The following is a 24,823-nucleotide window of genomic DNA, read 5'->3' on the forward strand; positions in this document are numbered from 1 at the left end:
ATTATGCCACAGCATAAAAGAAAGGTTTTGACATTATGTTCACGGAAATTCGTGACATTACAGCTTTAAACAAAGAAGAAATATTAGCATTACGCATCGCTGATAGTCAGCAAGATTTTATTGAAAGTACACAGCAATGCTTAGCGGAGGCAGAAACAGATACACGCTTTATACCTATTGGATTGTATAAGGAAGATATGGCAGTTGGCTTCGCTATGTACGGTGTGTTCCCACACAAGGACAATACACAACGTGTTTGGTTAGATCGCTATTTCATTGATGAGCGTTATCAGCAAAAAGGATTGGGAAAATACTTTTTACGGCAGCTTATTAATTATTTAGTCGCTAAATACAACTGTCAAAATATATATTTAAGTGTTTATGACAACAATACAGTAGCTGTTGAACTATATAAAAAATTTGGCTTCATCTTTAACGGTGAGCTAGATGACAAAGGCGAAAAGGTGATGGTAAAGGAGGTACATGCTCATGACTACCATTAATCCAATTGAAACAAGACCACTTAAACCCTTGTTTTTATCATACTTATTTCCGGCTATGATTGGGATGTTGCTGATGTCGGTGAATATTTTAGTGGATGGTATTTTCGTTAGTCACGGGGTTGGACCAACCGCTTTAGCAGGAGTAAATATCGCGGTACCCATTTTCTCGATTTTACTATCTATTTCCCTTTGGATCGGTATGGGTGGAGCAACACTATTTTCAATCTCTCTCGGTGAGGGCAATAAAAAACGAGCACACCAGCTCTTTACATTAGCATTTACAACAATGGTTGTTATCGTTATAACACTGATTCTAATACTTTTATTAAACTTAAAGGAAATCGCCTATATATTTGGGGCAAGTGATGCTACCTTTCCTTATGTTCAAGAGTACTTACATGTTATTTTGATTTTCGGTGTGTTCTATACAATTGAAAACTTACTAAGTATTTTTATTCGAAATGATGGCAACCCCAAGCTTGCAATGATGGGCTTAATCACTACATCTGTGTTAAACATTATTTTAAACTACATCTTTATTTTCGTGCTCAATTACGGCGTAACTGGCTGTGCCCTAGCTACAGCACTCTCCACAATAATCGGTATGTCAGTGCTTTGCCTTCACTTTTATCGAAAGCAATCCGAATTAAAATTTGTACGTAAATTTTTCAGCTTATCTGATGTAAAGAAAATGTTCGCTATCGGATTGCCAAGCTTTATCGTTGAAGCCTCTGTCGCTGTTATGGTTATTTTATATAATGTGACATTTTTACACTATTTGGGCTCAGATGGAGTTACCGCCTACGCGATGGTAAACTATATTCATACTGTCCTATTAACAGTATTTCTTGGTATTGGCATGGCCCTACAACCCCTTGTTAGTTATCACCACGGTGCGAGATTAATAGAGAGATTAACAGCGTTATTGAAAATCGGTATAGCCACTGCATTTGTCCTAGGTTTCATTACTGTCATAATTGCTACGTTATTCCCTTCGCAGCTAATAGCATTATTTGGTGATAGTACATTCGAAATTCGCAATATGGCAGCACAAGGCTTCGTACACTTTGCAATTGGGTATGTATTCCTTGGAGTGAACATGGTATTTGCGGAATTCTTCCAATCAATTGAAAGAATACGTCTTGCAACAACTATTATGTTACTTCGAAGTATTATATTGTTCATCCCCGCTCTGTTACTATTGCCAAAATTCTTTGGCCCACAGGCTATTTGGTGGACATTCCCTGTTGCAGAAGGCATTACCGCATTGTTAATTTTTATATTTATGAAGAACAAACCACATGCAATTTCACTATAAAGAAGTTACCCCCCTTTCAAATCGAAAGGGGGGTAACTGTTTTCCAACGAAATTCCAAACTTCCTAAGAAAAAAACAAAAAGGAATCATACACAACTTGATTCCTTTATGAATGAAATTTTATTCAATCTTTGGGTCATCTTGTATGTCCGTTGCCTGTTGCAGTTCATCATCTAAGGACATTACCCCGAGAATATCGAGAAGGAACATGAACAAAGGAATACCAATAATTAATCCCCATACACCCAGAAAATGCTCTGAGAAGAGAATGACGATGAAGGTATAGAAAATCGGAAGATTCGTCTTAGCAGACATCAACTTTGGATTTAAGAAGTAGGCCTCCATAGCATGTAATACCATAACGATAACCAGGATATAGACAATATACATTGGTCCGCCGATACTGTATGCAATGATCGTTAGAGGAATCAAGGACATGATGACTCCTGCAACTGGCACTAATCCCAGTATAAAAAGCATAATCCCCAGCGCAATTAAATGTGGGAAGCCCATAATGTATAAAGCAATAACAGATAAAACACAGTTGACAGCGGCAATAATGAACTGCGCCTCAATCACTTTACCGAAAGAACGGATGAATATCTTTGAGAAATAATGTAGTTCATCGTATAGATGGCTCATTTTACTATCTTTAAATTTTGCCGTAAACTCTATAATACGTTTTTTCTCAAGTAAAATAAACAAGCTCAAAATTAGTGCGATAAATATATGCAAAATGATTTTACCGATATTCGTCAGATTTTTCAGCGTGAGGTCTACACCCTGCTCTAAATATTTACCCAGTTCAATCTTCTCAAAGGTAGGAGCTAAATACCTTGCAATCTCGTTATCATTTGGATTGAGACTAAAGCTAGCAATAAGATCAAAGAGCTGTGTAATTTGTTGGGTCACGATAGGCAAATACTTGTAGATAATTGCAACAATACCTGCAAGAAGTAAAAGATAGAGGGTAACTGTCACAGCCTTCTCGCCCATCCGTACGTACTTTCGAATCTCTTTTGTTGTCTTCGTGGTAAGTTGATTCATCAAGTAAGTAATGATGAACGTAAGAAGAATAAGATTGATCATACTTCGCAACATATATAGTGCAAAAGCGATCCCAGCTAGGATTATAAACCGTTTAAAACCATGGCTTCGAAAGAAATTACTCATGTATTCACTCCTTCTACAATACGGCTTTGCTGCCTTTACTGCCTGGGTTTCGCTATCAAATGAACATAAGCAATTAATAAATTGATGTAAAACATTACGTATCATTCTTATGTAGATGCCCCCTTCATTGGATTATTATTCCCATCAATACTTAGAATAAGACTTAAATGCTTGCACTTTATAAGTCTCATAAGAATTTAATGAATCCAAGGAGCGAAAAGAATATTATGCCTTATCATATTAATAACAATTTTTTTGAAAGCCGTATCAGCGTTACAAGCCTTAATTCTATTAGTCTATTATAAACCTATGAACACCATGATAGCCAATGTAAGTTCTTTTGTAATGGTACTAAAAATATAATTTTTTTCTTTTGTTTCAGCTCATCACCAAAATATTCACATACTTCCTTAAGTATGCTTCTCAATAGCTCTGAGCCTCCTTCGTTTCCATGTGCTTTCATTTGAAAAAATACTTTTGAATCAAGAACAAATTTTGGTATTACTCCTTAGTTTCAGTATGATATTCTTATAAAAATTTTAAACTAACAATAATAGAAAAGATGGAAAACGATGTGACTGCACCTGAAGAGCCATTAGCTCAACTGAAGTTGGAATCGGAAAATATATAGAGGAATCTTGAAAGCCCACATATTCAAGATTTAACAAAGATCATTTGATTGGGGAAATAAAAACTGTTCAGAGAAAAGAAATAATACAGGAACTCTTAGCAATCACCTTTCGTGTTTGAAATTGACAACTGGATAGATAAGGTAATTCATTCTTATAATATGTTGAAATTAAGGAGAATGTGCATTCAGACCTGTAAGATTAGCAAAATTCACCTACATCAAAAAAAGTGCGAAAAACCAACGTTTCAAAATTGGTTTCTCGCACTTTTAAAATTTTGTCCAAGCACTTTATCTCATTTATAGATCTTCATTTTTAGTGTTTATTTTAGCATGCTTGTATCCATAGCTTATGTAAATAATTATACCTATTGCTAACCAAATCATAAAGCGCACTATAGTGAATACCGGCAGACTAAAAATTAATACAATACATCCTCCAATACCTACAGTTGCTACAAGCCATAACGCTGGCACTTTGAATACACGTGGTTGATCTGGTCGTGTATAGCGAAGAACAACAACACTAACTGTCGTTAAAGCAAAAGCAGTTAAACCTCCGATGTTGGCAAATTCCGCCAATTCCCCAATTGATAAAAATCCTGATAAGAGAATACCTGTTCCAACCACGATTAAAGTTGATAATACAGGAACTCCTGTTTTTTTATTTGTTTGTGCAATACGATCTGGTAGAAGCCCATCACGGCTCATTGCAAACAGCACGCGTGTTGCACTTGTTGTGTTGGCAATCATCGTAGCAAGCAATCCAAAAATAACTGATACTGCGATGATAGCGCCTCCCCACTGAATACCAACAGATTGCAGTGCATAAACTGTAGGATTTGGAACATCCAATTCAGGGAATGGTACAATACCTGTTAATACTAGTGCAACAAATGCATATATAAGCGTTAATACACTCAGACCACCAATTAAAGCTTTTGGTATTGTTTTTTGTGGATTTTTTACTTCTTCCAGAACAGTTGTTACACCATCAAATCCAGTAAAGGCAAAGAACACTAATGCCGCTCCCGCCATGACACCTGACCAGCCAAACGGTGTAAATGGCGTCCAGTTTACAGGGTTAACATGAAAAGCCCCGATAGCAAGGAATAAGACAATCGCGCCGACTTTTGCCATTGTAAATAACATGTTTGATCGGCCAACGTTTTTAATCCCACTCATTGCAATCCAAGCTACAATAAGCCAACCAACCACAGCAGGTAGATTCACAACCCCACCATGAGCAATATCCTTTGTTAAAACGCCTGGCAAGTGAATTCCTACAGATTGTAAAAACGAATCTACGTAGCCACTCCAACCAACTGCGACTGTACTAGAAATAACGATAAATTCCAATAATAAATCCCAACCGATGATCCAAGCAATAATTTCACCTAACGCAATATAAGAATAGGTGTAAGCGCTCCCTGCGACGGGCGCCATTGCTGCGAATTCGACATAGGCTAATCCCACTGCAATTGTTACAAGACCCCCAATTAAGAAAGAAACAACGACACCAGGACCTGCATGTAGAGCAGCTGTAGTACCTGGCAATACAAAAATTCCGGCCCCTATTGTCGCTCCTAGTACATACAATAATAACTGTAACGACCCTAATTCACGCTTTAGTTTAAAACGTTCGACTTCAGTTATTTTATTGGCTTGTTCGATTGACTTTCTTCGTAAAAAATTCGCCATAATAACCACTCCATTTCCAACAAAAAAGGTAATAACTTTCATTTTTATTCATTTTTATCAATAATCAGTATATTAGCTATATTTTCGAACTGAGTCAACAATTAGATTAGTATAGCAATTTCTCTTTTACTAGAAAATGAGTAAATCGACGCACTCTTTATAATTATTTATGCCCCTACCTAATTGTAGAGTTGCCTTGCTTTCGCTCAGATAAACAATGCGTTCGAAATCGGCTTTATGCTTAGGACAGCATGGTCAAGGATTTTAAGCTAACATCCTATATAAACTCCTTTCTGATTTCTTAACATCCCAGAGGCTTTAAATTCTAGTAAATCAAAATTAAAGATGATATTGTACAAGCTATAAATCTAGAAGTTTGGAGAGGACAAAATGGATTCCTATGAAGTATCGACATTAAAAAAGGGCCTTTTGATTTTGGATGTATTACGTCAAAAGCATTCTCTTACATTAACTGAAATTACCGAAGAATTATCAATGAATAAGACATCCGTTTTTCGCATGCTTTATACGCTAGAAAAAATGAATTATGTTATTCACTACAAAAAGTTTTATCAATTAAATCCGCATATTTTTAGGGATGAGCACTTGTATTGGCACAAAGATATCCAATGGACGTCTCTCGTAGCGCCCTATCAATTAGCCCGCCAAGAAAAAATAACTACTTATATTGCTATTTTGGAAGATTGTGAGATGGCGATAAAAAATGTGATTAGTGAGCCATTTGAACATCCTACTTTTCATGCAATCGATACTCGGACACCTATGCATTCAAGCGCACTCGGAAAAGTAGTTTTAGCTCATCTGTCACCTAAAAAACAACGTGAAATATTAAATAGTATTGAACTTAATACATTCACAACAAAAACCTTCTATGATTATGGTCTGTTGATTCCTCATTTACAGGTCATTAAAGCACAGGGATATGCTGTTGATAATGAAGAAACGAATGTAGGTAAATGTTGTATTGCAGTTCCGATTTATGTGAATGAAGAAGTCATCGGTGCCATTGCTTTGCATGGTGCAACGAATCAAATAAAGAAATCTGCCATAAGGTCGTTTGTAAAAAAATTAGAAGAGACTAGTCAGCAATTGACGAAAGAAATCAATTACCTATTAACATCATGTTAAAAATTAATTGGTTTTGTATTTGCAATTAAAACGCTCTTGTTTCTATATATGAAACGATAACTATGTATGTTGGTAAAATAACTTTTTTATTCTATTCTGATTACAGAAAACAGAGGAGGTAGGAATATGAAATTTCATACATTAAAAAAAACGACTATCAAAATTTCTGAAATTGGCCTTGGGACGAATGCTGTAGGTGGCCATAACTTATATGAAAACTTGGATGAACAAAATGGGAAGGAACTAGTCTCGGCTGCACTTGACTTAGGGATAACTTTTTTTGATACAGCAGATATATATGGGAAAGGGCGTTCAGAAGAACTTGTTGGTGAAGTATTAAAAAACTACTCAAGGGAAGATTTCGTTTTAGCAACAAAAGGTGGTAGACATTGGTTTGAGGATGGTTCAGTAAAAACAAATAATCATCCGCAATTTTTACGAAGCGCACTTGAAAATAGCTTGAATCGACTACAGATGGATTATGTAGACCTTTATTATTTACACTTCCCAGACAACGAGACCCCTCTTGCGGAGGCGATTGGTGAATTATCTCGCTTAAAAGAAGAAGGAAAGATCCGAGCAATAGGTATTTCTAATGTAACACTAGATCAACTTATAGAAGCTAATGTGCACAATGATATTTCAGTATTACAATCTTCGTACAATATGTTAAATCGTTCTTCAGAACAAGATTTATTGCCATACTGTGTAAAAAATGATATTTCTTTTGTTCCATACGGTCCACTTGCATACGGCCTACTTGGCGGAAAGTATACAAAAAACTTTAAGTTAGGTACCGGAGATTGGCGAATTTCGGATCCTTTATTCCAAGGCGAATTATTTGAACAAACTTTAGCAAAAGTGGATGCATTAAAGGGAATTGCAGAGGAAAAACAAACGACATTACCAAATCTTGCGCTTGCTTGGTTATTAGCTCAAGATGGCGTTGATGCCGTTATCCCAGGCGGGAAACAGAAGAGCCAGGTAGCTACCAACGTGAAAGCAAGCGATGTCCTATTAACAAACGAAGAGTTAGTGAATATAGAAAGAGTTTTAGCATAAAATAAAAATGCGAAAATGCTGTTATATCAACATTTTCGCATTTTTTTATTCTGGACGTTCTATCGCAAATATATCACCAATCTTTGCGTAATTCGAACCAGCTAATCTACTAACGGCTTTTAGTTCTCTTGGATCAATTCGCCCTTCATTATAAATGGCCTCATCTATATGATATTGTACGACTTCACCAATAAACAAATCGCCTGTCTGCTCGTCCCCATTCATTAAAGGAATTGCCTGTACTAAACGGCATTCCATTCGAACCTTTGCCTCTTGAATACCCGGTACAGATATAAGCTGGCTATCGGCTAATGTAAATTGAGCTCGATCAATTTCGCTTTCTGTTACAGGTAAGGAAGCGGCTGTTTCATTCACCTGCTTCACATTATCCTCATCTACAATATGCACAACAAATTGTTGCTGATGATGGATATGGCGAGCAGTATCTTTTAAGCGCCCATTTGGTCTTTGAACCGCCAGAGAAATCATCGGTGGATTTGATGACACAATATTAAAGAAACTAAAAGGTGCGCCATTGATGACCCCTTGCTCTGACTTGGTCGTAACAAAAGCAATTGGTCTCGGAATAATGCTACCAATTAATAATTTATAGTTTTCACGCTCAGTATTTTTTGTAGGATCAATCGAAATCAAACGACTCATCCTCCTTAATCAAGCACACGCACTTCAATCGGAATTAATGTTCTTTCTAATTGTTCACGATGCTGTTCGTATTGAGCTGGTAACATTAATTGGCTACCCATAGTTTCAGGTGTTTCATCATGAGCGAATCCAGGTGGATCTGTCGCAATTTCAAATAAAATCTCACCAGGTTCACGGAAATAAATCGCATTAAAATAATTACGATCTTTCACTTCAGTTACATGTTGTCCATGATTCATGACATACTCTTGCCATTCTAGATGATCCGCATTATCCTGGGCTCTCCAGGCAATATGATGAACCGTTCCGACTCCCATTTGACCACGCATACCAGGAACAACTTTTAAATCTACCGTATTGCCGATATCTGCGCTGGATTTATAACGAGTATACTCGCCTTCCGTTGCTACTTCCTCAAGCCCCATGACTTCAGTTAAGACCTTTGCCGTTTCTTCAGGGTGACTCGAATAAAGTGTTGCACCACCAAATCCTTTAATCGCCACCTCAGGAGTTACTTCGCCAAATGTCCATTCATTCCATTCACCTTCCGCACGTGCCACTAATTCAATATGAAGTCCGTGTGGATCATCAAATTGTATTACTTGTTCACCAAAGCGTTCAGCTTTTTGGAATGGAATAGCGAATTTCGCAAGTCGATTAATCCAAAAAGGTAGTGCTCCCTCTGGTACAACATACGTAGTGACACCAACTTGACCATCACCAATGCGACCTTGATAAGCATCTGCCCATGGGAAGAATGTAATAATTGTCCCCGGTTTACCACCTTTGTTACCGAAGTAAAGATGATATGTGCCTGGGTCATCGAAGTTTACTGTTTGTTTAACTAAACGTAAACCTAATACACCCGCATAAAAATCAATATTTTCTTGTGGATGCCCTACAATGGCAGTGATATGGTGAATACCCGCAGTATGTTTTTTCATGTTAACAGTCCCTTTCATGATAAATGTATTTCTCACCTATACTTTATCCAATAACGTTCTACCTCAATCTTGATTAACGAATTGTATATAAAGCTTTTGACCAAGGAATTAATTGATCTAACATTTGGTTAACAGAATCTGTTTGTACTTCTTTTGGTTTGAAGTCAGTACCATTTTCAAAGTCTGTGAATAGTGACAATGCTGGATGTACACGTACATCTGCAATTAAAAGTTCACCCATAATACCACGTAAATGTTCAGCTGCACGTGCACCACCTACAGAACCATACGATACAATACCTGCAGCTTTGTTATTCCATTCTACACGTAAATAATCTAGTGCATTTTTGAGAGCACCTGTAATAGAGTGATTGTACTCTTGTACGATAAATACAAATCCATCTTGTTTTGTAACAATTTCTGACCAAGCTTGAGCGCCTGAAGCGTCTTGTCCTGGTTCACCTAGTAAAGGTAATTTGTAATCTGCAATATCAATAATTGTATAGTTAGCATCGCCTCGTTGATCTGCGATTTCTTTTACCCATTGTGCTACTTGTGGACTAACACGACCTTCACGTGTTGATCCGATAATAATCCCGATATTTAATTCTGCCATTGTTTTTTCCTCCTCTTTTTTTGAAGCAAATAATTTATTTAAAAAACCCATTATGATTACCTCCTTATGATGAAAAGTAAAACTTTTCTACATGGATTAAAAGGTTCGAATTCATTTATCTTGAATTTAGTTATCTTGAATTCGAGATAATAATAACACGACGGTTTAATTTACGTCAACAAGTTTGTTTAATGTTTTAAAAAAAGCAGAGATGTTATCATAAAAACATCTCTGCTTTGCTTAATTAATATAGCTCATCACTATAACGAGTGGTTGATTTCCGTTCCGACTGGGCGCTTTCCTGGGGGCGTCCGATGAGCCGCTTCACTCGCGTTGCTCGCTCCAGGGTCTCATCTGTGACGCTGATCCCCCAAGGAGTCGCCCAGTCTCCACTCCAATCAACTTATTTTACATCACATATACCATCCCCAACTTTTGGTGAGTAGCTTTAAATTCAAAAATAAACAAAGGTGGATTTTCATCTGGAATAACACTTTCGCTCCCTAGCTCTTTCTTAAATTTGTTCGAAAATTGTTCTTGTGTAAAATCCTTTCTTTCCCCATTTAGGATATTATAGAAATGCCAACCTTCATCAAGCCACGTTTTATAGATTTCGCCTCTAAGAATATTATTTACAACTAATGCTGTGACTCCGCATTGGCCTTTTGCAGGATTATCTATACTCCATTTTGAGCTAGATTGAATGGACCAGGATTTTTTAAAGCTCTTAACACTTCATTTTCTGTATACATTCTTCAGCGTCCTTTTCTACCTTAATATGGGATGTCATCGATTTTAATAGGCGTTGTTCTACCTAAAAGCCAATCATCTTTGATTGCACCATAAACAATACTATCTGTTACAGTACCATCTGCGTTCTCCCAAGCATTTCTTAAATAGCCCTCTTTTACAAAGCCAGCTTTCGCAAAACATTTCCTCATTCCTATATTATCAACTCTCGTATAACCTTCGATACGAATCTTATCTTTTTCTCCAAACAGGTAATCTTGTAACCAACGGAGGATTTTTACTCCGTATCCTTTTCCTCTATAACGCGTATCTAAACGGATATCGAATAACGGGATCGTATCACTTATATCATGAATGATAATAATCCCGACCTTTTCTTCATTATCAATTAGCCAATGTGTTTCCCGATCGCTATGATAGTATCCTTCTGCATACGCTTTTCGAACGGATTCTTCTTTTAAATTTTGATCGGTATGATAAATCCACTTATTTTGAGTTAATAATTCTACCAAATTTTCTATTTCATCTTCGAATAGTTTATAGTCCAATTCGTATAATCTCCCGAAAGTTTTGATTTTGAAGTGTAAAAGGGAAGTCATCATATGCAAAACATCATATACTGCTTTTAAAAACAATGTTCTTTCGAATAGTATACACAACAAATATCATATACTATGAAAAAGTGTATATTTTTGTTAAATTTAATTTTTGGATTAAAGGTCATGATTATGAAAGAAAAATTTCGGAGGAAATAGGTGAAAACAACAATGAAAAAAAGTTCCCTTTATAAAACTATATTAATATGTTTAATATTAATTCCACTCTATCTATTTCAACCAGTCTCACAAATCTCCGCAAAAGAAGCAGGACGAGACATTAAGAGTACTATAGATAAGTATGTTGAAAAATTTTTAGAAGAGCAGCGAATTCCAGGGGCATCTATTGCTATTGTTCATAAAAATGATATCTATTATTCCAAATCGTGGGGCGTAACCGGAGAATCTAAAGAAAAGGTAACTGCTGAAACTCCATTTGTAGTCGGCTCTATTAGTAAATCATTGACAGGCTTAGGCATCATGAGGCTGGTTGATGCAGGCATCATTCAATTAGATGACCCCGTGCAAAAGTATATGCCGTGGTTTACCCTGCAAGATCAACAAGCCGCTTCTCAAATAACAATTAAACAGTTACTTACGCAAACAAGTGGGATAAGCACTTATTCTGGCTTAGCTATATCGGACAAGGAATCGAAAGATTTAAGTGCTATAAAGGACAATGTAGAAAGCTTATCGAATGTGAAGCTGACTGCTGCTCCTGGAGAAAAACATCAGTATAGTAATGCTAACTTTTCTATTCTTGGCGCTCTCATCGAAGAAGTGACCCATCAAACATTTTCTGAATTTATGGAGGAACAAGTTTTTTCTCCATTAGGGATGAAAAATGCAGCCGCTAATAGTAGCATGGCCTATGAAAAAGGATACTTATCTGGCTATCAATCATGGCTCGGTCACCCTGTAAAAAGTGCAGTCACATATGATAATGGTGGGACACCATATGGATATATTACTGCAAGTGCATCAGATATGGTGCAGTATATTAATCTTCTAAGTCAACATGAGCATAACAATTTTTTGAGCAAAAATGCGATAAACCTTTATATATCGCCATTGGTTCAAACTAGTAAGTATCGATATTACGGCCTAGGTGTACGAATCTCATATCCAGAATCTAAAGAAGAGATGATATGGCATTCCGGTTCAAATCCTGACGCACGCTCAGAAGTATTTTATCTACCTGAAACCGATTGGGGCGGTGTGATTCTCACTAATAAAAGTCATATATTAGAGGAAGAGTCACTTCTATACTTGAAACAAGGGATTATCGATATTTTAAAAGGAAAAGAGCCCGTTGACGCACCTCCATATAAACCAACATTTCAAGTCATAACAATTGCTATAATATGTTTACTTTTTGTGATGTTTATCTATCTTCTATTAAAGGTTAAAACGAGTAAAAGAAGAGTGTCGGGTATATTCGGTTTTTTACTTTTAGTTTTGGCCATAATCACCATTCCATTATTAAGCTATAACACAGAAACACCTTGGCACACTATTCGATATTTTGCTCCTGATATTGCATTTTTGGCCATAGCCCTGGTGACCCTTTTATCATTGAATGGCTTATTATCTATATATATTTCGGTTAAACGACGACAAAAAAGACAACTTCTCTAAGTAGGAGTTGTCTTTTGTATGATCGGGAAAAAGGTTATATTGATTATTCATTGCCCTGACCATAGTCCGCTTCCGAGGCCATAGCGTCTGTTTTCGTAACATGTACCGTACCGAACGGATGGTTTGGAGGAGCGTATATTGAATAAAGTTTTAGTGGCACATTCCCTGTATTCGTGACGTTATGCCATGTTCCAGCAGGCACTACTACAGCATAATTTTCATTGACCTTTCTTTCATAGTTTAAATTATTTTTACTTGGGCCCATTTGAGCAAGTCCCTCACCCTCTTCAATATATAACAATTGATCAACATTTGGGTGTACTTCTAAACCGATATTATCACCAACATTAATACTCATTAACGTAATCTGCAAATTTTTTCCCGTCCACAGAGCCGTACGATAAGTATCGTTTTGCTTCGCTGCACCTTCAAGATTGATGACAAGTGGCTGAGCCCCATAATCTTTTAATTCCATTCTTCCACCATCGGAAAAACGGGAAGGTTCCACTCTGTTCGCATACCCTACCTGATAAGGAGGTGGCCAATAAACAAGTTGCTCTCCATAGTTATACATAGGCACGTTTCCGTAATAAGGAATGTAGTACATTTTCTCAATCCCCTCACACATTATAAGGTTATCCTATGCAACTTGTTCTAGAAATGTACTTATACGTACTTCCATCCTATATACTGCTAAAATTAAACAATATAATTTTTTACTCAAAAGTATCCTCAGCATACTCTAAAATATCACCAGGTTGGCAATCTAATGCTTTACAAATTGCATTTAACGTAGAAAAACGTATTGCCTTTACCTTCCCCGTTTTTAAATTCGATAAATTGACAATCGATATATCTACTGCTTCCGCAAGCTCACTTAATTGCATTTTCCTATCTGCCAATACACGATCCAATCTCACGATAATCGTCAATTTCTTCACTTCCTATACTGTTGCATCATACTCTTCTTGCAAAAAAGAGCCATATCTAAATATCCTACCAATTGTCCAAACTATAAAACTACATAGTAGTATGCTCCAATTTATATCAAAAAATCTAAAAGATACGGTTTGAATCCATTCAATATTGTCTAATTCATGATTATTTATAAGCATATGTAGTACCGTTGAAACTAGGTATGCTTGAACCGTATTACTTAAAACACTTAAAATTAACAAACTATATCCCACTAACTCTATTCTTTTACTATTTCTGAGAGTAAATACATCCCCAACAATTGCCGATTTAACAAACTTCCATAATAAAATAAAAATTGACAGAACAATCAACGTAAAGATCATCAAAAGTAACATTAATACGATTGCTTCACTTTTATCATAAATAAAATTACTCATTACATCTTTATTAAGAAAAACAGTCATTCCATTAAAATTAAAAGAAATGTCAATGTTAGAATCTAAAACCCATTTAATAATCTTCTCACCCGAGACTGTTAATGCTACAACGAATAAACCAAAGAGTACTAAAACACATGATGATATGATGCTTATAGTAGCGATTAATAATACATTTAATATTCTCAAACTCATCTTCATAGTACGAATTGCTAAAGATTGATCCATAACTGCTGCTAACACTCCTTATCATTTGTTTTAAAGATATCCCTTCCCCCAATTCACATCCTCTTTTTAAAACAACTCTAACGGTCTAATTTTAAGTTCGGATATAGTATATATTATAAGCTGATTTCAGCTTGATTCCACATAACTGTTTAATAGCAGCGATTATTTTCAATTCGACTTTTTCTCTAATAAAGGACATACTAACAAGTATAGATTTATCATAAACGAACATTCCAAAAAGTATATAAAATGTCTAGAACTTGATATAGTATGTATTTAGGAAAAAATCAATTTGTTGTGGTGGTGTATATATGAAGAAGTTCAGTATGGATTTTTTAATGCTTACGGTCGGAGCGCTGTTATTTGCACTGGCGGTAAACTTATTTGTTATACCTAATGATTTAGGTGAAGGTGGCGTAACGGGTGTAACAATCATCTTCTATTATTTGTTTGGATGGTCGCCAAGTATTGTGAGCCTTTTGTTAAACGCAGCTTTATTGGTAGTCGGCTATAAATTTTTAAGTAGACAAACAACTATTTATACGATTATTGCCGTTTCCCTCCATTCACTGTTTTTACATTTAACAGAGTCTTGGTCAATTTCTTCAAATGAAATTATCGTGAATACTATTTTTGGTGGCGTGTTCGCTGGAGTTGGCATAGGCTTAATTATAAGAGTTGGTGGAACAACAGCAGGTTCCACAATCTTAGCTAGAATGACGAACAAATATTTAGGCTGGAGTATTAGTTACGGTTTATTGTTTTTTGATTTAATTGTAGCTTTTTCATCGTACTTTATTATCGGGGCAGAAGCATTAATGCTTACTATTATTATGCTGTATGTTGGAACAAAGGTGATGGAGTTTGTTATTGAAGGTGTAAACCCGAAAAAGGCCGTTACGATTATTTCGAAAAAGCCAGAAGAGATTGCCAGTCATGTGAACGGTTTTATGAATCGAGGCGTGACGGTTCTATCAGGCCATGGCTATTACACGAAGGAACAAAAAGAAATTCTGTATATTGTTATTAGTAAACAAGAAGTTGTAAAACTAAAGAAAATTGTCAAAGAAATAGACAAGGATGCCTTTATTGCCATTCATGATGTACGAGATGTCTTTGGACATGGATTTATTGAATTGTCTAAAGCTTAATTAGGCCACTGAGAAACACCTTTTGTTGAAAATGAGTTTAATCTCTTATCAACATAAAGGTGTTTTTTTCAATGCTATTTTTAGACTCATACTTATCCAATTTGATTATCACCACCATAACGAGTGGTTGATTTCCGTTCCGACTGGGCGCTTTCCTGGGGGCGTCCGATGAGCCGCTTCGCTTCGCTGCAGGGTCTCGGGCCAACAGGATGTTGGTCACGAAGGCGTTATCACAGGACGTGATGCATTTAGCCTTCGTTCCACTATATCGCTGGTCCCCAAGGAGTCGCCCAGTCTCCACTCCAATCAACTTATATGCATGGTTCATTCTAAATTAATGATGAAGCCTTTATTCCCTAATCCGTAAGGAAGTTTCAATTATCCTATCTAAAAGCTTTGTATAAGTTATTCCTGCCGCGGAAGCACTTTTTGGGAGTAAGCTGTTTTTTGTCATCCCTGGCAAAGTGTTAACTTCCATTACATATGGGATTTCATCCTTGATCATCATATCGATTCGGGCATAAACACTACACTTTAATGCTTTATAGCAACCTTTTGCGGCTTCAGCAACTCGTTCATGTATTGCCGGTGGAAGTTCTACAATCTCCTCTATCGTAGCGGCATCCTCATATTTCGCCTTATAGTCAAAGAACTGCGCTGTATGTTGAATCGAAATGATTGGAAATAGCTCGCCGTCCAAAATGGAGCATGTTATTTCTTCACCCTTTATATATTTCTCAATAATGATTTCAGAATCCCATTTGAATACTTCCTCAACCGATCTTAGTAAGGCATCTCTATCATCAACTATTTTTACTCCTACACTGGAGCCACCCGAATTAGGCTTTACGACTAATGGATATCCCATTCTGTCTAGTTCATCCAACTGAAGCTCCTCGCTATTCGAAAGATGAAGCCAATCCGGTGTTTCAATGCCGTCATAACGTAGAATTTTTTTTGAAATATTTTTATCCATGCAAATACTGCTTGAAAGTATACCACTTCCCGTATATGGAACACCCATAGTCTCTAGTACACCTTGAATTGTGCCATCCTCTCCAAATTTCCCATGTAGCGCTAATAAAGCAATATCGATATCTTTCACCTTTTCAATAAGCTCTGCCGTGTTATTTTCATTTAGTTTAATAGCTACCGCTTCGTATTTACTTTTATCTAAATGAGCGATCATTTCTTCCCCTGTCATGATAGAGACTTGCTTTTCCGAGGAAACGCCCCCCATAATAACGCCAACTTTCATATGTTCAACTCCCCATTTCATTTTTCAAAGTATCACCAATAATCTTAATACCACGCACAATATCCTCTTCTTTTAGCCGAGAAAATCCTAAGCGAAATGTGTTACTGCCCTCGCCATTGCTGTAAAAAACGTCACCAGGATAAAAAACAACTCCCCTTTGATAGCACTTTTCCAATAGTGCACGGGCATTCATTCCATCTTCTAGCTCAATAAAAAGATGAAGTCCACCATCTCCAGTCATTCTTTTGAAAGGAATATATTGTTTGCAGGCTTGACGAGCTAACTCATATTTTTTCTTATAAACGAACTTTGCTTTTTTTAAGTATTTTTCAAAATACCCATCCTGTAAATATTGATAAAGCACAGCTTGATCTAGCGTCGATGTATGAATTGTACGTGCTCTTTTCATACTTTCCAGACAGTGGATGAGTTCCTTATCGGCTAATATCCAGCCAACTCTTAAGCCTGGAAAAAGTATTTTAGAAAAGCTACTAATATAAATAACATTGTTACCATCGCCAATAAAAGTCATTAGTGGTGCTAAATGCGCGCCTGAATAACGTAATTCCTCATTAAATCCATCCTCCACAATCGGAATTTGATATTGTGAAAAAAGCCTAATAATTTCAGTTCTTTTTTCGGAGGAGGTAACAATGCCTGTCGGATTATGGTAAGACGGGATTAAGTAAGCAAAATCAAATTCCTTTTTCGATAAACTTTTCTCAACTTGTTCAATATCGATACCGTCATCTTTCATGTCGATTCCGTGGATGTCAAATCCATGTAAGCGAAAAAGCTTTAATGCTGCATGATGAGTAGGATTTTCGCAAATAACACGTCCAGACTTTTTCGCTAAGGAAGATAACAGAATATCTAATCCTTCGGTAAAGCCATTCGTAATCAAAATATCCTTATTGGAAATATTTATCCCCTTCATTTCCATATAGTGAAGGAGGTACTCGATTAAAGGTTTATAGCCCTTTGCATATCCATAATTCAAAACGATATCTCCTTCAAGGGACATCCGGGTCAGAAAGGCTCTTTTAAAATTTTCAACATCAAAAAGCTTTTCTTCAGGGGCAACACTATTGAAGGAAATCATCCCTTTTTCCCAGTGGTTATCTTGTTTCATTAAATCTAATTCATCTGCTAACAAGGTAACGTTATTAAGCCTCTCCTTCCAATTAAATTCGATAGATGAAGCTTTCAACGTTTCGACTTTCCCTACAAAATTCCCTTTTCCTTTCACTGCATAGATGATGCCCTCTTGTTCTAAATCTGCATATGCATTCAGTACAGTATTTCTACTGACCGATAATAATTTACTAAGTTCACGGGTAGATGGAAGCTTCTGATGCTCCAGCAAGTGTCCCCTCATAATCATTTCTTTCAAATAATCTTTTAATTGAATATAAACCGGGCGATCATCGATAAGCTTAAAATCATTAAACACTTTCTGTACCCCCTTGCTTTATTTTTGCATAATCGCATCTAACTCAAAAGGTCCACAGTATAGGGATTTTCCCTTCCTTGTGGTATGGCTTCTAACTCACAAAAAATGCAATCCTTCAAAATGAAGAATTGCGCCTATTATAACTGAGGATTAAAAATACATTTATTTGAATAACGAAAAATAGTCTATCTATTAATTATATGGGATAGCCCTCCAAAAATGTTATCAATCTTTCTACCTCTCCTTCTATTCGTTTTGATACTTCCTAATGTTCATTGAAATACAAAATGTTACACTGAAAATGCTAGTATTTCTGCGTAAATGGCTGCACCGCACTTCAACAACAAAAATAAGAATATTCCCTAGAAAAAAAATGAACAAAGGGGACTATGAACATGGAAAAAATCATACTAAAAAATATTGTTAAAACATACGATGGCTGCGTAAAAGCTATATCTGATTTTAATTTAACTATTCAAGATCGCGAGTTTATTGTACTTGTTGGTCCTTCTGGTTGTGGGAAATCTACAATGTTGAGGATGATTGCCGGCTTAGAAGAAATCTCGTCTGGTGATTTTTTAATTGATGGCAAGAAAATGAACAATGTACCATCTAAGGAACGGGATATTGCTATGGTTTTTCAAAACTACGCACTATATCCGCATATGACCGTCTATGATAATATGGCCTTTGGCTTAAAGCTTCGTAAGTTTTCTAAGCAGGAGATTAAAGAGCGAGTTCATAACGCAGCCGGGATTCTCGATTTAGAAAAGTATTTAGATCGCAAACCGAAAGCTCTGTCAGGCGGGCAGAGACAACGTGTAGCACTTGGTCGAGCAATCGTCCGTGATGCAAATATTTTCTTAATGGATGAGCCTTTGTCCAATTTAGATGCAAAGCTTCGCGTACAAATGCGTGCTGAAATTACAAAACTTCACCAACGCTTAAAAACGACTACGATTTATGTAACACATGATCAGACAGAAGCGATGACAATGGCAACTCGTCTCGTTGTCATGAAAGATGGGTTAATTCAACAAATCGGGACACCTGAAGAAGTATATGAAACACCAGAGAACAAATTTGTTGGCGACTTTATAGGCTCACCATCAATGAACTTCTTTAAGGGTACTTTGCAAGAAAACGGGATTCAGATTGATGATTTGACCCTAGCTATCCCAACAGAAAAAAGTAAATTACTAAAAGAACGAGGCTATTTACACAAGGAGCTGTTTCTTGGCATTCGCCCTGAGCATATTTATGAAAAATCATCTGTAAATCACGAGCCGTTCTTCACAGCAGTTGATGCAACTATCGAAGTATCCGAATTAACAGGTGCTGAGCTAATGTTACATGCCCAATTAAATGGTCAGCCTTATATTGCACGGGTGAACTCCGATACAAAGATTACACAGGGCCAAGTCGCTCATCTACTATTTGACATGTCGCGTGCGCATTTCTTTGACTTAGAAACAGAAACACGCATTCAATAAGGAGCAATAGTATCTGTTGAACTATTACGGGGTTACTCCTCCGCGCTTTCGCGTGATGTTGAGTTAGGCTTTTAAGTAAATCGGTGAAATATATGGATATTTTCTCTAAATCAATTACACTAAACATAAGATTAAGTGAAACTTCAATCTGCAAGGAATTTTTTCATTCTCCCGATTAGCCTTCACTAATCGGGATTTTAAGGGTTATCGGTACAGATAAACTACTGCCTGCACTGCGGGATAAACAGAAAGGGGCTGCAACATGGAAGAAATCTTGACGATTACGAATTTGACGAAGAGTTATGGTAACAAGGAAATATTGAAAGGCATCGATTTACACGTCTCAAGAGGAGAAATAATTGGTTATATCGGTCCGAATGGCGCAGGTAAAAGTACAACCGTCAAAATCATTTTAGGGATAGAAGGCGATTACAGTGGAGAAGTTAAGCTTTTCGGAGAGAATATCAGCCAAGACAGCATTGAATATAAAAGGAAAATTGGCTATGTACCTGAAATAGCAGATGTTTATGATAATTTAACTGGTTATGAGTATTTAACCTTCATCGGCCAGCTTTATGGCCTTGAATTCGAAGTCGCTGCTGATAAATCAAAATCCTTAATGACATTGTTCGGTGTTGGAGAAGCCTATCATGCAAGAATATCTTCCTACTCAAAAGGGATGCGGCAAAAGCTATTAATTATCGCTAGTCTTATACATAATCCCGATTTGTTATTTTTAGATGAACCAATCAACGGATTAGATGCGAACAGTGTGATGATCTTCAAAGAAATTTTGATTCAACTAGCTGCCCAAGGTAAAACCATATTTTATTCCTCTCATATCATGGATGTTGTCGAAAAAATCAGTAGTCGTATCATCCTGCTGAATGATGGAAAAATCGCTGCCGATGGGACATTTGCCCAACTACAGGCAGACAATACTGAAGGGACTCTGGAGAAGATTTTCAACCAACTAACAGGCTTCCATGATCATCAGGAGATTGGTGAGAAATTCGTTTCTATTGTACAAGAGGTATGACTATGAAAGATTTCAAAGTTCTACAACAGCTTGATAAGATTCAATTTATTTTTGTGAAAATGGGCGTTGATTACGACAGCATGAGAAAGATCCTCCATATTAAACTAACAATGGATGAGCGTAAAGTACCAACAATATTTAATCAATCAGCAAATAAAAACAAGGAAGAGCAAAAATATAGCTACATTAAATCTTTATGGATTTACGTTTTAATTGGACTTATGCTCATTCCTTTTATGGGATTTGGTCAAAACTATCTTTTCCAGATGAGTATTGCTTATGCCATGATTATTTTTATCATCATGACGACATTGATTTCTGATTTTTCTTCGGTACTTTTAGATGTACGGGACAGAAGTATCCTATCGACCAAGCCGATTTCTGCTAAAACAATTAATGCAGCCAAGTTCATGCATATATTCATTTACTTGACGTATTTGACTATTGCATTTACTGCCATCCCCCTTATGGTGGGACTATATCAACAAGGGTTTGTATTCTTTATTTTAACTGTGCTCTTACTAGTTTTAATTAATATTTTTATTGTTGTATTAACCGCTATTTTATATATAGCTATTTTAAGATTCTTTGATGGTGAAAAGCTAAAAGATATCATCAATTATGTACAAATCGGCTTATCGTTAATGTTGATGATTGGCTATCAAGTTCTTATTAGGTCCTTTGAATTTGTTAATTTTGATATGGCAGTAGTGTTTCATTGGTGGAGTATTTTTCTAATCCCTATGTGGTTTGCCGCTCCTTATGAGCTACTGCTAAACGGTAACAATTCTATATTTACAGTGGTCTTCAGTATATTTGCTATCGTTATGCCACTCATCTCGATATGGCTTTATTTAAAACTAATTCCAACCTTTGAACGTAATCTTCAAAAACTATTAAACACAAGCAAATCTAAAAAAGAAAAGAACAATCGACTTAAAACGCTTTGGTTAACAATCATTTGTAGAACTAAAGAAGAAAGAGCTTTCTATCGCTTCGCCTCTCTTATGATGAAGCAGGAGCGAGAATTCAAACTAAAAGTATATCCATCTTTAGGCTATTCTTTTGTTATTCCATTTATTTTTATGTTTTCTTTTTCAAGGTCCGAAACGGTTGATTATGCCATTAGCATGAGCTATTTAAATATTTATTTTAGTATGCTAATTATTCCATCCGCTGTACTTTTGCTCGGACATTCGGGAAAATATAAAGCAGCTTGGATCTATAAAGTCTTTCCTATCAAAGACTATACAGATTTAAAAAAAGGTAGCTTAAAAGCATTTCTGATTAAGTTGTATATTCCATTGTATATTGTTCTAAGCATCATTTTCTGCTTCATTTTTGGTACGAGAATTATCCCAGATTTGCTAATTGTTTTAGTAGCAAGCTGCATATACACCGTCATTTGTTACATCGGCATGGGAAGCAAGATTCCTTTCACAAAGCCATATAATGAAGTTGGCGATGCTCAGAGCTGGAAAACGCTTATATTGCTTATCCCATTAGGTGCTCTAGCGGCACTGCATTACTTCCTGACTACTCATACTACTTATGGGGCAATCATTTACTTAATCGCGTTAGTCATCGCGAATTTCGTACTATGGAGGCTTGCGTTTAAGCGTATGAAAACGGCTTGAGCCTATGCTCAAGCCGTTTTATTATGATCAATAATGCCTTGCGGAATCGGTTTTGTACTTTGGCATGCAGAAGTTAAAAAGCTTTTCTCTCATATATATAAATAGATAGTAGCCACGACCCAATATATAAAATAATAACCGTAATGCAAGCTACAAAATACATTTGCGTTTCTTGTAACGTCAAGAACTTTCGTGCTAGTTCTCTTAAGATATCATTTATAGGAACTAGTAAACTAATTGTTAACATATAGATACCAAATAAAACACCTAAAGCAATCAATAAATAATGCGTTTTAAATTTATAGGCGATTGGAAACATGAATGATATAGCGACCATAACTAGCCCCATAATAAGCAACATCTCTTTCCATATAAAAAGACCCCCTTTTCCATGTATGAGGAAATCCCCCGTATAAATCATGAAAATAAATATTGTTGTAAATATTAGTGAACCTATATATTTTGAACTGACAATTTCCTTTCTGGTATATGGTAGAGAATTGAGCAGCATATTAGCGTTGTCTTTTTCATCGTAAGCGAAAGTATTTAGTATAAATATTACACTATAAAGAATTCCCAAAGGTATTAGGGAGGGTACACCTGCAAATAAATAGATTATTAAAGTAGCAATGTAAAATAAAATTATTTTCTTTTGTATTAAAACATCCTTAAGTATAAGGTTAATCATCCAATTACCATCCTTTTTCCAATAATACAAACTATCTTCGCGTGTAGGCTTTATCATAATAATCGGATCTCCGAATATGTTCGTCCCACGATTTTTGTAGCTGTCTCCATCACTCATCCTCTGAATACAATAGCGTGAGCATTTCTTTGAGCTCTGATAAGCCAATGTTCATTTCTTTAGCATTTTGAATGGCAATCAACAGATTTTCTTCAACTACCTTTATTTTTCTTTCCCTCATCATTTCCTTATTTTGTTCAGAGATGAACGAACCTTTTCCAACAATCGAATAAATAAACCCATTTTTCTCTAGCTCTTCATAAGCGCGTTTTGTTGTAATTACGCTAATTTCTAGATCCTTTGCAAGCTGGCGCATAGACGGCAATGACTGCCCTTCTTGTAGGTCACCTGTTAAAATAAGCTTTTTGATTTGAGCATAAATCTGCTCATAAATCGGCTCTTTTGAACTGTTTGAAATAATAATTTGCATGCAAATACCTCTTCTTTATTTTTATGTGATCAGTACAGAAGACGATGGTTATTCCGTTAGCATGAACCTTTAGAATTTTTATTACGAAAATTATCTCGGTTTATTAAATATGTTAACAACAGACAGCTTGTATACTGTCATTTGTTACATCGGCATCGGAAGCCAAGGTCGGCTATACTCAGATTTTATTATATGGGACTTTTTGTTTAAGCGTACTTAAACAGCTTGAGCCTACATCAATGGGCTCAAGCTGTTTTCTCAAAGATTGTTGCTTTTACTTTTGGAAGTCTTGGTGAAAAAAATATCTATTATTGCATTTATTATTCCTGGCACAAGAAGTATTAGACAAAAAAAGACAGTAAATAAATTAAAATGTGATGTGTCATAAAAAGAAAACCACTCATTGAAAATTGGGGATTTTGCAATTCTTCCGAATAGAGTTCCATCAATGTCTTTCAAATTAGGTATCCAGCCTGTTACTTCAAATGTAATAAATATTAGCTGTGACAATAAAAATGAACCAATAAGAGATACCCACGATTTTTTCGAAAATGGATATGGATTTTTTTGTTTATCAGACAAGTTATATCCCCCTCTAATTGTTATTACTCCCAAACATATAAAGTAACCTGCTCAGTTAGTTGAAGAGCTATAATCGTTACGAAAACAGTCTATTTCAAAAAACCTTTCTCGTATAAATACGAATAGATAGTAGCCACGATCCAACATATAAAATAATGATTGTAAGGATAGCTACAAAATACATTTGCGTTTCTTGTAAAGTCATGAACTTTTGTATCGATTCTCTTAATGTAACATTCAGACTAGGGGATAAAAATTTAATGATTAAAATATATATTCCAAATAAAGCACCTACAGCAATCATTAAAGATTGCGTTTTAAATTTATAAAAGATTGGCAGTATAAATGACAAAGCGACCATAACAAGACCGATAATTAGCAATATATCTTTCCATAAAAACAATACCTCTTTTCCATTTAAGAAAAAATCACCTATAGAAGTAATGAATATAATTAGTGACGTATATACCAATGCACCTATATACTTCGAACTAACGATTTCCTTTCTCGTATATGGTAGCGAATTAAGCAAAATATTAGCGTTATCTTTTTCATCATAAGCAAAGGTCTGAGTGATAAAAGCCATACTATATAAGAATCCTATCTTTACTAGGGACACCTCTATAAATAAATAAAGTATAATTGTAGCAATGTATATTAAAATTATTTTCTTTTGAATTAAAACATCCTTAAGTATTAGATTAACCATCCC

Annotated in this window: 24 protein-coding genes and 1 pseudogene; 9 read left to right on the forward strand and 16 right to left on the reverse strand. The window is 35.9% G+C overall.

Features of this window, described 5'->3' with window-relative positions; genetic code table 11:
- Positions 1–35: 35 nt before the first annotated feature.
- Both MOK21_RS15475 and MOK21_RS15480 read left to right on the forward strand, forming a co-directional pair.
- On the forward strand, positions 36–503 hold the full coding sequence (locus MOK21_RS15475) for a GNAT family N-acetyltransferase (RefSeq protein WP_249074891.1): 468 nt from the start codon (positions 36–38) through the stop codon (positions 501–503).
- Positions 490–1,821 carry an MATE family efflux transporter gene (locus tag MOK21_RS15480; protein WP_249074892.1) on the forward strand — a complete coding sequence of 444 codons (1,332 nt, stop codon included), beginning with the start codon at positions 490–492 and terminating at the stop codon, positions 1,819–1,821. The genes MOK21_RS15475 and MOK21_RS15480 overlap by 14 nt, the downstream gene beginning before the upstream one ends.
- Positions 1,822–1,940: 119 nt before the next feature.
- Here MOK21_RS15480 and MOK21_RS15485 read toward each other — a convergent pair whose 3' ends face one another.
- Positions 1,941–2,993, reverse strand: coding sequence for an AI-2E family transporter (locus tag MOK21_RS15485; RefSeq protein WP_249074893.1), 1,053 nt, complete (start codon positions 2,991–2,993; stop codon positions 1,941–1,943).
- 928 nt (positions 2,994–3,921) lie between these two features.
- Positions 3,922–5,322: an amino acid permease gene (locus MOK21_RS15490; RefSeq protein ID WP_249074894.1), complete on the reverse strand. Its 1,401-nt coding sequence runs from the start codon at positions 5,320–5,322 to the stop codon at positions 3,922–3,924.
- Positions 5,323–5,712: 390 nt separating this feature from the next.
- Here MOK21_RS15490 and MOK21_RS15495 point away from each other — a divergent pair, with 390 nt between their 5' ends.
- Positions 5,713–6,471: an IclR family transcriptional regulator gene (locus MOK21_RS15495; protein ID WP_249074895.1), complete on the forward strand. Its 759-nt coding sequence runs from the start codon at positions 5,713–5,715 to the stop codon at positions 6,469–6,471.
- Positions 6,472–6,597: 126 nt separating this feature from the next.
- Positions 6,598–7,533 (forward strand): aldo/keto reductase, encoded by a 936-nt coding sequence (locus tag MOK21_RS15500; protein ID WP_249074896.1) that lies wholly within the window; start codon positions 6,598–6,600, stop codon positions 7,531–7,533.
- A 45-nt stretch (positions 7,534–7,578) separates the two neighbouring features.
- On the opposite strand, the gene MOK21_RS15505 is transcribed toward MOK21_RS15500, so the two are convergent.
- From MOK21_RS15505 to MOK21_RS15520, 5 genes and pseudogenes are all read right to left on the reverse strand, one after another.
- A complete protein-coding gene (locus MOK21_RS15505) occupies positions 7,579–8,187 on the reverse strand; it encodes a flavin reductase family protein (protein ID WP_249074897.1) in 609 nt (202 codons plus the stop codon).
- A gap of 14 nt (positions 8,188–8,201) precedes the next feature.
- On the reverse strand, positions 8,202–9,140 hold the full coding sequence (locus MOK21_RS15510; RefSeq protein ID WP_249074898.1) for a ring-cleaving dioxygenase: 939 nt from the start codon (positions 9,138–9,140) through the stop codon (positions 8,202–8,204).
- Positions 9,141–9,213: 73 nt separating this feature from the next.
- Positions 9,214–9,807, reverse strand: a complete 594-nt coding sequence (locus MOK21_RS15515) for an NADPH-dependent FMN reductase (RefSeq protein ID WP_249074899.1) — start codon at positions 9,805–9,807, stop codon at positions 9,214–9,216.
- A 477-nt stretch (positions 9,808–10,284) separates the two neighbouring features.
- Positions 10,285–10,461: pseudogene (locus tag MOK21_RS24060) on the reverse strand (YunG family protein); the annotation flags it as partial.
- Positions 10,462–10,529: 68 nt separating this feature from the next.
- A complete protein-coding gene (locus MOK21_RS15520) occupies positions 10,530–11,054 on the reverse strand; it encodes a GNAT family N-acetyltransferase (protein ID WP_249074900.1) in 525 nt (174 codons plus the stop codon).
- A gap of 219 nt (positions 11,055–11,273) precedes the next feature.
- Here MOK21_RS15520 and MOK21_RS15525 point away from each other — a divergent pair, with 219 nt between their 5' ends.
- Positions 11,274–12,740 carry a serine hydrolase gene (locus tag MOK21_RS15525; protein ID WP_249074954.1) on the forward strand — a complete coding sequence of 489 codons (1,467 nt, stop codon included), beginning with the start codon at positions 11,274–11,276 and terminating at the stop codon, positions 12,738–12,740.
- Positions 12,741–12,783: 43 nt separating this feature from the next.
- Here MOK21_RS15525 and MOK21_RS15530 read toward each other — a convergent pair whose 3' ends face one another.
- The 3 genes from MOK21_RS15530 to MOK21_RS15540 form a co-directional block, all read right to left on the reverse strand.
- Positions 12,784–13,347 (reverse strand): cupin domain-containing protein, encoded by a 564-nt coding sequence (locus MOK21_RS15530; RefSeq protein ID WP_249074901.1) that lies wholly within the window; start codon positions 13,345–13,347, stop codon positions 12,784–12,786.
- A 109-nt stretch (positions 13,348–13,456) separates the two neighbouring features.
- The gene (locus MOK21_RS15535; protein WP_249074902.1) at positions 13,457–13,672 is read right to left on the reverse strand and encodes a helix-turn-helix domain-containing protein; all 216 of its coding nucleotides are present in this window, start codon (positions 13,670–13,672) and stop codon (positions 13,457–13,459) included.
- 12 nt (positions 13,673–13,684) lie between these two features.
- On the reverse strand, positions 13,685–14,323 hold the full coding sequence (locus MOK21_RS15540; RefSeq protein ID WP_249074903.1) for a DUF2975 domain-containing protein: 639 nt from the start codon (positions 14,321–14,323) through the stop codon (positions 13,685–13,687).
- Positions 14,324–14,634: 311 nt separating this feature from the next.
- On the opposite strand from MOK21_RS15540, the gene MOK21_RS15545 reads away from it, so the two are divergent.
- Positions 14,635–15,474, forward strand: coding sequence for a YitT family protein (locus tag MOK21_RS15545; RefSeq protein WP_249074904.1), 840 nt, complete (start codon positions 14,635–14,637; stop codon positions 15,472–15,474).
- Between the two features lie 349 nt (positions 15,475–15,823).
- On the opposite strand, the gene MOK21_RS15550 is transcribed toward MOK21_RS15545, so the two are convergent.
- On the reverse strand, positions 15,824–16,732 hold the full coding sequence (locus MOK21_RS15550) for a D-alanine--D-alanine ligase (RefSeq protein WP_249074905.1): 909 nt from the start codon (positions 16,730–16,732) through the stop codon (positions 15,824–15,826).
- A 4-nt stretch (positions 16,733–16,736) separates the two neighbouring features.
- The gene (pdxR, locus tag MOK21_RS15555; RefSeq protein ID WP_249074906.1) at positions 16,737–18,185 is read right to left on the reverse strand and encodes a MocR-like pyridoxine biosynthesis transcription factor PdxR; all 1,449 of its coding nucleotides are present in this window, start codon (positions 18,183–18,185) and stop codon (positions 16,737–16,739) included.
- A gap of 395 nt (positions 18,186–18,580) precedes the next feature.
- Here pdxR and MOK21_RS15560 point away from each other — a divergent pair, with 395 nt between their 5' ends.
- The 3 genes from MOK21_RS15560 (at position 18,581) to MOK21_RS15570 (ending at position 22,354) form a co-directional block, all read left to right on the forward strand.
- On the forward strand, positions 18,581–19,678 hold the full coding sequence (locus MOK21_RS15560; RefSeq protein WP_249074907.1) for an ABC transporter ATP-binding protein: 1,098 nt from the start codon (positions 18,581–18,583) through the stop codon (positions 19,676–19,678).
- A gap of 262 nt (positions 19,679–19,940) precedes the next feature.
- On the forward strand, positions 19,941–20,717 hold the full coding sequence (locus MOK21_RS15565) for an ABC transporter ATP-binding protein (protein WP_249074908.1): 777 nt from the start codon (positions 19,941–19,943) through the stop codon (positions 20,715–20,717).
- A 2-nt stretch (positions 20,718–20,719) separates the two neighbouring features.
- Positions 20,720–22,354 carry a hypothetical protein gene (locus tag MOK21_RS15570; RefSeq protein WP_249074909.1) on the forward strand — a complete coding sequence of 545 codons (1,635 nt, stop codon included), beginning with the start codon at positions 20,720–20,722 and terminating at the stop codon, positions 22,352–22,354.
- Positions 22,355–22,427: 73 nt separating this feature from the next.
- Here the strand turns inward: MOK21_RS15570 and MOK21_RS15575 are convergent, their stop codons facing one another.
- From MOK21_RS15575 to MOK21_RS15590, 4 genes are all read right to left on the reverse strand, one after another.
- Positions 22,428–23,099 carry an ABC-2 transporter permease gene (locus tag MOK21_RS15575; RefSeq protein ID WP_249074910.1) on the reverse strand — a complete coding sequence of 224 codons (672 nt, stop codon included), beginning with the start codon at positions 23,097–23,099 and terminating at the stop codon, positions 22,428–22,430.
- A gap of 52 nt (positions 23,100–23,151) precedes the next feature.
- A complete protein-coding gene (locus MOK21_RS15580) occupies positions 23,152–23,529 on the reverse strand; it encodes a GntR family transcriptional regulator (protein WP_249074911.1) in 378 nt (125 codons plus the stop codon).
- 258 nt (positions 23,530–23,787) lie between these two features.
- A complete protein-coding gene (locus MOK21_RS15585) occupies positions 23,788–24,111 on the reverse strand; it encodes a YfzA family protein (RefSeq protein ID WP_249074912.1) in 324 nt (107 codons plus the stop codon).
- A 94-nt stretch (positions 24,112–24,205) separates the two neighbouring features.
- Positions 24,206–24,820 (reverse strand): ABC-2 transporter permease, encoded by a 615-nt coding sequence (locus tag MOK21_RS15590; protein WP_249074913.1) that lies wholly within the window; start codon positions 24,818–24,820, stop codon positions 24,206–24,208.
- Positions 24,821–24,823 lie beyond the last annotated feature (3 nt).

Source organism: Lysinibacillus sp. BPa_S21 (genome assembly GCF_023337795.1).
Taxonomy (GTDB): Bacteria; Bacillota; Bacilli; order Bacillales_A; family Planococcaceae; genus Lysinibacillus.